9 protein-coding genes are annotated in these 10583 nt (G+C 66.2%); 4 read left to right on the forward strand and 5 right to left on the reverse strand.

Features of this window, described 5'->3' with window-relative positions; all coding sequences use genetic code 11:
- Both ribB and aroC read right to left on the reverse strand, forming a co-directional pair.
- On the reverse strand, window positions 1-980 hold a 980-nt coding region (gene ribB / locus AC1DJT_RS28920), incomplete at its 3' end, for a 3,4-dihydroxy-2-butanone-4-phosphate synthase (RefSeq protein WP_476835390.1).
- A gap of 69 nt (window positions 981-1049) precedes the next feature.
- Window positions 1050-2168 carry a chorismate synthase gene (gene aroC / locus AC1DJT_RS28925; protein WP_476835391.1) on the reverse strand — a complete coding sequence of 373 codons (1119 nt, stop codon included), beginning with the start codon at window positions 2166-2168 and terminating at the stop codon, window positions 1050-1052.
- A 474-nt stretch (window positions 2169-2642) separates the two neighbouring features.
- On the opposite strand from aroC, the gene AC1DJT_RS28930 reads away from it, so the two are divergent.
- Window positions 2643-3434, forward strand: a complete 792-nt coding sequence (locus AC1DJT_RS28930; protein ID WP_476835392.1) for a pseudouridine synthase — start codon at window positions 2643-2645, stop codon at window positions 3432-3434.
- Between the two features lie 21 nt (window positions 3435-3455).
- On the opposite strand, the gene AC1DJT_RS28935 is transcribed toward AC1DJT_RS28930, so the two are convergent.
- Both AC1DJT_RS28935 and AC1DJT_RS28940 read right to left on the reverse strand, forming a co-directional pair.
- A complete protein-coding gene (locus AC1DJT_RS28935) occupies window positions 3456-7466 on the reverse strand; it encodes a Pls/PosA family non-ribosomal peptide synthetase (RefSeq protein WP_476835393.1) in 4011 nt (1336 codons plus the stop codon).
- Window positions 7467-7693: 227 nt separating this feature from the next.
- The gene (locus tag AC1DJT_RS28940; protein ID WP_476835394.1) at window positions 7694-8290 is read right to left on the reverse strand and encodes a histidine phosphatase family protein; all 597 of its coding nucleotides are present in this window, start codon (window positions 8288-8290) and stop codon (window positions 7694-7696) included.
- Between the two features lie 149 nt (window positions 8291-8439).
- Here AC1DJT_RS28940 and folP point away from each other — a divergent pair, with 149 nt between their 5' ends.
- Genes folP through folK form a run of 3 tightly spaced genes read left to right on the forward strand, consistent with a single transcriptional unit; the run spans window position 8440 to window position 10146 of the window.
- Window positions 8440-9270, forward strand: coding sequence for a dihydropteroate synthase (gene folP / locus AC1DJT_RS28945; RefSeq protein WP_476769607.1), 831 nt, complete (start codon window positions 8440-8442; stop codon window positions 9268-9270).
- Window positions 9267-9641: a dihydroneopterin aldolase gene (folB, locus tag AC1DJT_RS28950; RefSeq protein ID WP_069879469.1), complete on the forward strand. Its 375-nt coding sequence runs from the start codon at window positions 9267-9269 to the stop codon at window positions 9639-9641. Before folP ends, folB begins: the two co-directional genes overlap by 4 nt.
- Window positions 9631-10146 (forward strand): 2-amino-4-hydroxy-6-hydroxymethyldihydropteridine diphosphokinase, encoded by a 516-nt coding sequence (gene folK, locus AC1DJT_RS28955; RefSeq protein ID WP_476769606.1) that lies wholly within the window; start codon window positions 9631-9633, stop codon window positions 10144-10146. Before folB ends, folK begins: the two co-directional genes overlap by 11 nt.
- Window positions 10147-10161: 15 nt before the next feature.
- On the opposite strand, the gene AC1DJT_RS28960 is transcribed toward folK, so the two are convergent.
- A partial coding sequence (locus AC1DJT_RS28960) for an SDR family oxidoreductase (RefSeq protein WP_476835395.1) occupies window positions 10162-10583 on the reverse strand: 422 nt, incomplete at its 5' end.

Below are 10583 nucleotides of genomic sequence, written 5' to 3' on the forward strand. Positions count from 1 at the left end.
ACATTCGCACGATGCAGTCGCGCCGGGACCTTCTCGCCGTCACCGACCTTGCCCATGACGAAGGCAAAATGCTGGGTGTCTTCGAAGGGCGTGACATAGACATGGCCGGTCATCTCGCCGAACTCGGTCTTGACCGGGAAGGAATGCACCCGCTCGACGAGCTTCTCGCGCGCCTGGCGATAAGCGATCAGCTCGGCGACCGTGATCTGCTGCAGCCCGTGCGTCTTGGCGAAGGCGGTGATCTGCGCGCCCTTCATCACGGTGCCATCATCATTGGCGAGCTCGCAGATCACGCCGACCGGCGGCAGATTGGCGAGCTTGCAGAGATCCACCGCCGCTTCGGTATGGCCGGAGCGCATCAGAACACCGCCATCCTTGGCGATCAACGGAAACACGTGACCGGGCCGCACGAAATCCGTGGCGCCCATATTGCCATTGGCCAGCGCCCGCACGGTATTGTTGCGCTGCTCGGCCGAAATACCGGTGGTCAGCCCGTGCTTGACGTCGACCGTCACCGTGAAGGCCGTGCCGAGCGGTGCGTCGTTTGACGAGACCATCGGGTCGAGCCGGAGCCGCCGCGCCTCGTCAGCCGTCAGCGGCGCGCAGACGATGCCGCAGGTATTGCGGATAATGAAGGCCATCTTCTCCGGCGTGCAGAGCGAGGCCGCGATGATCAGATCGCCCTCGTTCTCGCGGTCATCGTCATCGGTGACGATAACGATCTCGCCGCGGGCGAAGGCTTCGATGGCCTGAGTGACGTTCTGCTGCATGACAGCCTCCCGCGGCCCTTGCAGGCCCAGAAAATCATTGGGGGTGACGGCACCGTTCGTGGCGGCGGCGATGCGCTCGGCACTTTCGCGCGAGATCCAGGCACTCTGATCGTTGCAGAGCGCCGACACGCTGGCCGGCGACAGGCCGACCTGCCGCGCGAAGGCGCTGCGAGCCATGCCATTCTGCCGGAGCCAAGTTTCGAGCTTCATGGCCGCAAGCTAATACGCCCCCGCTTCACTTGCAATGAAGCAGGGAATTAATTTCAGTAACACTGAAATTCACCGAGCAAAGGGCCAGCGCGGCTCGACCACGCCGACCTGGGCGCGATGGCGCAGGAACTGGTCGGCCAGCACGCAGGCGACCATTGCCTCCCCGACCGGCACGGCCCGGATGCCGACGCAGGGGTCATGGCGGCCCTTGGTGAACATATCCGCTTCCCCGCCGGTCCGCGTCACGGTCGCGCGCGTGGCGAGGATCGAGGATGTCGGCTTCACCGCGAAACGGGCGACAATCGGCTGCCCGGTCGAGATGCCACCCAGGATGCCGCCGGCGTGGTTGGAGAGAAAGAGCGGCTTTCCGTCATTGCCGGCCCGCATCTCGTCGGCATTCTCTTCGCCCGAGAGTTCGGCCGCAGCGAACCCCTCGCCGATTTCGACACCCTTGACGGCATTGATGCTCATCAGGGCCGAGGCCAGCTCGGCATCGAGCTYGCCGTAGATCGGCGCGCCCAGGCCGGCAGGAACGCCCTCGGCGACAATCTCCAGCACCGCGCCGATCGAGGATCCGGACTTGCGGATGCCATCGAGATATTCGGCGAAGAAGGCCGCCGCCTTGGCATCCGGGCAGAAGAACGGATTATTGCCGACCTCGTTCCAGTCCCAGTTGTTCCGGTCGATCTTGTGCGGCCCCATCTGCACCAGCGCACCGCGCACGATCATGCCTGGCACGACCTTGCGCGCAATCGCGCCGGCTGCGACCCGCATGGCCGTCTCGCGCGCCGAGGAACGCCCGCCACCGCGATAATCGCGAATGCCGTATTTCACGTCATAGGTGAAGTCGGCGTGGCCGGGCCGGTACTTGTCCTTGATGTCCGAGTAGTCCTTGGAACGCTGGTCGACATTGTCGATCATCAGCCCGATCGAGGTTCCCGTCGTCACCTGCTGGCCGCTCGCCTCATCGGGAAAGACACCGGAGACGATGCGGACCTGATCAGGCTCCTGGCGCTGCGTGGTGAAGCGCGACTGACCGGGCCGGCGGCGATCGAGTTCGAGCTGGATTTCGGCTTCGCTCAGCGGGATCAGAGGCGGGCAGCCATCGACGACGCAGCCGATCGCCGGCCCGTGGCTTTCCCCAAAGGTGGTGACGCGGAAGAGATGGCCGAAGGTGTTATGGGACATGGCAGCCTGACGGGTTTCGCTCCGGGCTCATAAGCCGGATCGCGCCCGCGCGAAACCCCGCTGCGCGCAAACCATGCCCCAACGCCCGCCGCGTCGCGTCCCGCGCTCCGCATCCCCGGCAATGCTGCGCGGCAGCGCAAGTCTTGACAGCCGCCCGATCCGGCGGCTTCTAGGCCCGATGAGACGCAGGCCTGTCACCCAGCCGCGCTCCTGGCGCCCCGGGAGTGTCATCATCGCGGGCGCCTAGCCCCGAACCTTCCGAAGAGGAGCGGGTTCGGGGGGAGTGGCCTCAGGTCGGCCACGACGCCTGCCACGGCGTGCCGTCTCGGACCTGGCACAGCAACCTATCCCGGACGAGGTTCGCGCAGACGGTTTCGCACCGCAAGGCGGCTTGTCCACGGTAGCCCGTCCCGCGCCTCGACATGATGGCCCCGGAGCCGGCGACCGGTCTTTCGCATTCGGAATGCCCAGACCATGTCGAGACAATCCGGCCCCGGCACGCCGGGGTCCGTCAGCCTCGCGCGCGCCCTTTCCAAGCTCGGCTATTGCTCACGCACCCAGGCCGAAGGCCTGATTCTCGGCAGGCGCGTCCGGGTCGATGGGCGTCTTGCCCTGAACCCGAGCCTGCGCCTGGATCTCGCGCGTGCCCGCATCATCGTCGATGGCGAAACGGTCTCGGCCGAACGCCGTGTCTATCTGATGGTCAACAAGCCCCGCGGCGCGCTCACGACCCGGACCGACCCCGAAGGCCGCGCCACGGTCTATTCCTGCCTGGACGGACTGGAGCTACCGTTCGTCGCCCCGGTCGGGCGGCTCGACAAGGCGAGTGAAGGGTTGCTGCTCATGAGCAACGACACGCGCTGGGCGCAGCGCATCCTGGACCCGGCCTCCGGCGTGGAGAAAACCTACCATGTCCAGATCGACACGGTGCCCGACACCGCCTTGATGGTGCGGCTGCGCGCCGGTGCCGTCGACGGCGACGAGGCGCTCTCGACCAAGGCGGCGACGCTCCTGCGCCATGGCCAAAGGAACGCCTGGATCGAAATGGTGATCGACGAGGGCCGCAACCGACAGATCCGGCGCATCGTCGAAGCGGCCGGCGCGCGGGTGCTGCGCCTGGTCCGTGTCGGCATCGGGGCCTTGCCGCTGGGCGAGTTGCCAAAGGGCGCGGTCCGCGCATTGCAGCCTGACGAGATCGCACTACCGCTCGATAATGCCTGCGTCGGCGCTCCGCGACCTTCGGCCGAGGGCCGCCTCGACGGGTAGAACCGCCGGTCAGCTTTGGCCCTAGTGCGCCGCCGCCTTGGCCGGCACCGCCGGCGCCCCCTCCCAGCGCGTATTCGCCGGCAGGTTCTCGCCCTTCATGATCACGGTCAGCAGGCCGATCTGCGCGTAGTCGCCGACATGGGTGTCGTAGAGCACCGTCGCTGCCGCGCCCACACAAACGCCCTTGCCGAGATGCACGCGGCCGACCTTCATGACCCTGTCCTCATAGAGGTGGGTCTGCAGGGCCGAATGCGCGTTGACCGTGCAGTAATCGCCGACCCTGATGCAGTCGAACTCGGTGATATCGGTCGAGTCGAGCCAGACGCCCTTGCCGTATTTCGCACCGAACAGCATCAGGAACCAGGGCAGGAAAGGCGTGCCGCGCAGATAGTCGAACAGCACCTTGCCGCCCAATCCCCAATAGAGCACGGCGACCGCCTCGGTGCGCATCGCCCAGAACGACCACATCGGCTTCATCACCGGCTTGTAGACGCCCATCAGCAGCCATTTCATCGCGGCGCAGATCAGCGCCTGCGTCACCGCGATCAGGATGGACACGCCCATGAAGCTGAGCGCGAGCCCGCCCCAGTCGCGATCGAAGATCTTCTGCTGCAGCACGAGATCGACCGCGATGGTGCCGAAAGTGATGAACAGCATCGCCGGGAATGAGGTGTGCAGCGCCTCGAAGCCCGCCCGCGCCAGCCTCTTCCCCAGCGACGGCTTGTAGGTCCAATCCGCCCCAAGGTCGACCTTCTGCCGCGTCGGCAGGCGGATCGGCGGCGAGCCGAACCAGGTATCGCCCGGCTGCATCTTCTCATTGGCAGGCGGCTTCGACTTGATGCCGATCAGCACCCGGTCGGGGATCACGGCGCCTGGCGCCACGACCGCATCATTGCCGATGAAGACCTGATCGCCGGTCTTCGTCATGTCGAGACGCATATAGCCGCGGCGCATGTCCTCGTCGCCGAAGACGACCTCGTCGGCGATGAAGTTGCCGGCCCCGATCGCCGTCAGATCGTAGCGACCCGACAGATTGGTCGAGATCTCCGCGCCCTTGCCGATGCTGGCGCCCATCAACCGATACCAGAAGCGCATATAGATCGTCGCGAACAGCGAGGAGAGTGTCTCCAGCGTCACCTCGGTCGCCAGCGCCACCGTCCATTTGCGGGCATAGAAGCCGGAATGGATCGACCACGAGCCCGAGGTCACGCGCGGCAGGATCACCCAGCGCAGGCCGGCCATCAGCAGCACGGTGAAGGCGATGAGGCCCATCGCCGTCGGCCAGGTCAGGATCGGCAGATACCAGAGATAGCTGATATCGGACCATGTCGCGATCTGGTCGTCGATCCTGTCGAAGAGCCAGAAGGCCGGGAAGATCGGCAGCAAGCTGATCGGCGGCAGCACGATCAGCATGAACACGTAGAAAACCGTCATCGCGAAGCGACGGCGCATGCTCGCCTCGGCCTGCGGCGGCAACGCGTCGAGATCGACCATGCCGATCTTCCGGCCAGGCGTGCCGTCCCAGATTTCGGCCGCGCCGACCGTCGTACCGGACGGTATCGCCGTCAGATCGCCAATCTCGGCATGGTCGCCGGTGGTGCTGCCATGACCGAAGACCACGGAGGCGCCAGCGTTCACGTCCCGCCCGATCTTGATCCGGCCCAGGATCAGCTTGTCGMCGATGGCTTCGCCATTGGCGAAAGTGGTCTTCGAGCCGAAGGTCGTGTAGTCGCCGATCTCGATGAGATCGAGCGCACCGGCCTCGTAATCCGAGATGATGACGTCGCGGCCGACCTTGGCACCGAGCAGGCGCCAGTAGAAGCGCATCACCGGCGTACCCTGCAGCCATTTGATATGGACAAGGCCTGCAACGCGCGCGGCGAACCACCAGCGGAAATAATAGACGCCCCAGAGCGGATAGACGCCGGGCTTGGTCCGGCCGAGCACGATCCATTTCAAGGCGATCGAGATCAGGCCGGTGACGATGGTAATCGCGACATAGACGCCGAGCAGGGTGAAGACCTGCGCCGGCAGCGACAGGTCCTCGCCGGAAATCAGCAGATAGGTGACGAAAATTCCGAGCCACTGCGCCGTCGCCAGGCTGATGATGATCGGCAGCGCGGCGGCCTGCGCCAGCCCGCACAGGAAGCGGCGCCGAAAGGAGGGCGGAGTGAAAGAGAGATCCTCGGCCTCCGCGATCCCGCGCCCATCGAGCACCGCCGCCATGCCACGCAACGTACGGGCACCATAGACGTCCTGCAGCGTGATGCCGGCATAGGCAGGGGTTTCGCGCACGATCGAGATGAAGCGCGCGGCCAGCAGCGAATGACCACCGAGATCGACGAAGAAATCGGCCTCGAACGGCAGGCTCAACGCACCCAATACGCGCTTGGCCGCCTCTAGAAGGGCGGCCTCCGTCTCGTTGCGCGGCGGCTCCTGCTCGCCGGCTGCGGCCGGCGCCGTCAGCGGCGCAGCCCTCAGCATCTTGCGGTCGACCTTGCCCGAGACCATGCGCGGCAGCGAGCCGACAGCCTCGAAATGGGCAGGGACCATGTAGGGAGGCAGCTGTTCTCTCAGCGCAGCGCGCAGCACTCCCGCATCGACCGCGACGCCGGGCTCGCTGACCACGAAGGCGACGAGCCGTTCGATGCCGTCATCTTCGCGCAGCACGACCGCCGCCTGGTTCACCCCCGGCTCGTCTGCGAGCTTCGACTCGATCTCGCCGAGTTCGACCCGGAAGCCGCGGATCTTGATCTGGTCGTCGATACGGCCATGGAAGACGAAGTTGCCGGCCGCATCGAGGCTGACCGCATCACCGGATCGGTAGAGAATGGGGTCGTCGATCCCACCAAACGGATTGGCGATGAATTTCTCCGCCGTCAGTTCGGGGCGGCCGTGATAGCCCCGGGCAACGCCCGGGCCGCCGATCAGGAGTTCGCCCTGCTGGCCAGGCGGCAGCAATTGCAGCTCTTCGCTGACGACATAGGCGGTATAGTTGGGGATCGGCCGGCCGATGGTCACCACCTCGCCGGGTTTCACCTCGGTCGCGGTCGCCACCACGGTCGCCTCGGTCGGCCCGTAGGTGTTGAGGATGCGCCTTTCCGGCTTCGCCCATTTCTGCACGATCGAGGGCGGGAGCGCCTCGCCGCCGAGCAGGATGAGCCGCAGCGAAGGCACGTCGGAAGGCAGGATACCGAGCAGCGTCGGCACGGTGTCGATCACGGTGACGCCGGCACCGTTCAGGATTGCCGGCAGCTTCTCGGCATCGCCCATCATCTCGGGCGAAGCGACGAACAGCGTCGCGCCGACGAGATAGGGTGTCCAGATTTCCTCCATCGACAGGTCGAAGGCGACCGACGCGCCCTGGAAGACGATGTCGTCTGGCCCCATCCCGTAGAAGGCGTTCCCGGAGCGCAGGAAGTGGCAGATGTTGTGATGGCTGATGACGATCGCCTTCGGCGTCCCCGTCGAGCCCGAGGTATAGATCAGGTAGGCGGGATGATCCTTGCTCAGCCCGGCTGCGCGCGCCGGCAGGAGTGCGCCATCGTCACGCGCCACGAGATCGGCAGGCGACCAGACCGGACGCCCGATCGCGGCCGCCTTGCCCTGCCAGGCGGCGCAGGTCACGAGCCCCTTGGCCTCGGCATCGTTCAGGCAGGTCGCGATGCGATCGACAGGCGCCTCGGCATCGAACGGCACCCAGGCCGCGCCGCTGAGCGTGATCGCGATCTGCGCGACAAGGAGGTCGATGCCGCGCGGCATCCACAGGCCGACCATGCTGCCGGGGCCGACGCCCGACAGGACAAGGCCGCGCGCCTGACTGCGCGCCGCTGCCCAGACCTCGTCATAGCTGAGCCGGCGCTCGGCATCCGTCAGAGCCGGGTGTGCGCCGCGCGCGGCCACTGTCGCAGCGAAGATCTCGCCCAGAACCTCATCGCGGATCAGGTCAGGCCGCTTCTCGCCCGCGATCATGGCGAGCGGGGTGGCGCTCCGGGCGGTCTCGTCCGCCGACAGAATGCTGATGTCGTTCATGGTGCCCCGCTGCGGATCGGCCAGAGCAGCCCCGGCGGCACTCACCCCAAGGCGACCCTGCGGCGAACCGCACCTCTAAAACTGCCCCGGAAACCGTATCGTTCGATCCGGATTCCGGCTGCCTCCCCCCGGCCGAGCATGTCGCTGTTGTGTGCATCCCTGCTAGCACAACACTCCTTAAAGAGCACCCCTGAACCCACGATGAATGTCTGCGACCGAACCTCGCGCTAGACCCAGGAGACGCGTCCGTCCGAGACCATCAGGATCTTGCCCTGCCAGATATCGACCATGGCGGCTTCCCCCGGCGCGACCGCCCCGACAAGCGCGAGCACGGCGCGCGCCACACCGCCATGGCTCACCATCACCGTCTCGCCCGTCAGCCCTTCCAGCACCGGCCTGATCCGCTCGGCCAGCATCCGGTAGCTCTCGCCTTCAGGGGGAACGAAGCCCCATTTGTCGCGCTCGCGCGCCAGCGCCAGCTCGCGCTCGGACTTGCGGACCTCGCGCCAGGTGAACCCTTCCCAGGCGCCGAAGGTCAGCTCGCGCAGGCGCTCATCGATGCGGTAGCCCTTGGGCGGCAACCCCAGCCGGTAGCGCAGGATTTCCATGGTCTCGCGCGCCCGCTCCATGGGAGAGGCCACGAAATCGAGCCCCTCATAGCCCTGCACCAGGTTGCGCAGGCGCCCGGCGGCTTCGGCCGCCTGCTCGCGCCCGAGCTCGTTCAGCGGGATGTCCTTCGAACCCTGGAGACGACCCTCCCGGTTMCAGTCGGTTTCGCCGTGACGGACGAGGAAGAGGCGGTGAGAGATCGTGAGCGGCAGCATGCTCCGGCTCATGCACGCTCCGCGCCCGCAGGTCAAAGCGTCAGAGGGGCACAGGGGCATGCGTATTGGCCATGGCAACCTGTCATCGCTTTCTGATGGCAGAGCGCGAGTGCGCTGTGTATAGGCGGCTCTCCGCTTCGGATGGATCCATGTCCCCGGCTCTCACTTTGCCAGACGGTCGCAGGCTTGCCCTCGGCACGACGCCCCTGCTCATGGGCGTCGTCAATGTCACTCCCGATTCCTTCTCGGATGGCGGCATGCTGAAGAGCGCCGACGAGGCGATCGCTCATGCCGAAACGCTGATCGCGGAGGGCGCCGATATCGTCGATATCGGCGGCGAGTCGACCCGGCCAGGCCATGCAGAAGTCGATGCGGAGACCGAGCGTGCCCGGGTCATCCCGGTGATTTCGCGACTCGCCACCCGAACACGCATCCCGATCTCGATCGACAGCTACAAGGCCGAGGTCGCCGAAGCCGCGCTCGGCGCCGGCGCAGCGATCGTCAATGACGTCTGGGGCTGCCAGCGCGAGCCGGCCATTGCCGATGTCGCTGCCCGCTTCGGCGCCCCGATGATCCTGATGCACAACCGCGACAGCATCGATCCCGCGCTTGATATCCTCGACGACGTTCTGCGCTACCTCGAACGCTCCATCGCCATCGCCATCGCAGCCGGCGTGCCACGCGAGCAGATCGTGGTCGACCCGGGAATCGGCTTCGGCAAGACGCCGGCGCAGAACCTCGCGATGATCCGCGACCTCCGCCAGCTCGAACAGCTTGGCTGCGCCATCCTGCTCGGCGCCTCACGCAAGTCGACCATCGGTCTGATCACCGGCCAGAAGGTTCCGGCCGAGCGACTGGCCGGCACGCTGGCAGCCCATCTCTACGGCGTCTCGCAGGGCGCCTCGATCATCCGCGCGCATGACATTCGTCCACATGCCGACGCCTTCAAGGTCTGGACCGCCATCGGAGACGCGCCATGAGCGAGACAGGCAGCATCCTGATCGAGAAGCTCGACATCTATGCCTATCACGGCTGCTTCTCCGAGGAGGAACGGCTCGGCCAGCGCTTCACGCTCGATATTGCGCTGGCGACCAATATCCACGCCTCGGCCATCAGCGACGACCTCGCGGATACGGTCGATTACGGCAAGGTCGTCGCCGTGGTGAAACAGACCTTCACCACCCGCCGCTACAATTTGCTGGAAGCGGCAGCGCGCGCCGTGGCGCAGGCCATCCTGGCCGAGTTCCCGCCGGTCAGCCGTGTCTGGATCACCCTGCGCAAGCCCGCGCCGCCGATTCCGGCAACGCTGGCAGCTGTCGGCATCCGCCTGGACTTCCGGCGTGAAGACTGAGGCCGCTCTCTGCTTCGGCGGCAATCTCGGCGATCCGGTCATTGCCTTCGCCGCCGCGATCGAAGCCCTCGCGCGCCATCCTGCCGTGACCGTGCTGCGGATTTCGTCGGTCTATCGCACCGCGCCCTGGGGCAAGCTCGACCAGCCCGAATTCAAGAACATGGCCGTGATGATCGCAACCGATCTCGCGGCGGCCGACCTGCTCGCCTTCTGTCTGAGGATCGAGCGCGAGCAAGGCCGCGAGCGCAAGGAGCGCTGGGGGCCGCGCACGCTCGATATCGATCTTCTGACTTATGGCGAGGCTATCATCGACGAGCCGGGTCTTCAGGTTCCGCACCCGCGCATCGCCGAGCGCGCGTTCGTCCTGGCGCCGCTCGCGGAAATCGCGCCGACGCTGGTTATCGGCGGCAGGAGTGCGTCCGATCTGCGCGACGCTCTCGCGAGCGAGGAAGTCAGGCGCGACGATACGGAAACGGCGCGCCTGCGGAACGCCGGCGCCGGCTGAAGCCGGCGCTCCGGATCACTCGCCCTTGTCGAGCGTGATATCGGGGGCAGACGGCACCTTCATGCCGACCACGTGGTAGCCGGCATCAACATGCATGATCTCGCCGGTGATGCCGCGCGACATGTCGGAGACCAGGAAGACCGCGGTCTCGCCGACTTCCTCGATCGTCACGGTGCGACGGAGCGGTGAATTGTACTCGTTCCAGCGCAGGATATAGCGGAAATCGCCGATACCAGAGGCGGCGAGCGTCTTGATCGGCCCAGCCGAGATCGCGTTGACGCGGATCTTCGAGGGACCGAGATCGGCGGCGAGATACTGCACGCTCGATTCCAGCGCCGCCTTCGCCACGCCCATGACGTTGTAATGCGGCATCCATTTCTCGGCGCCGTAATAGGTCAGCGTCAGCATCGAGCCGCCATTGGTCATCAGCTTCTCGG

The organism is Allobosea sp. 05T422_2, assembly GCF_056396265.1.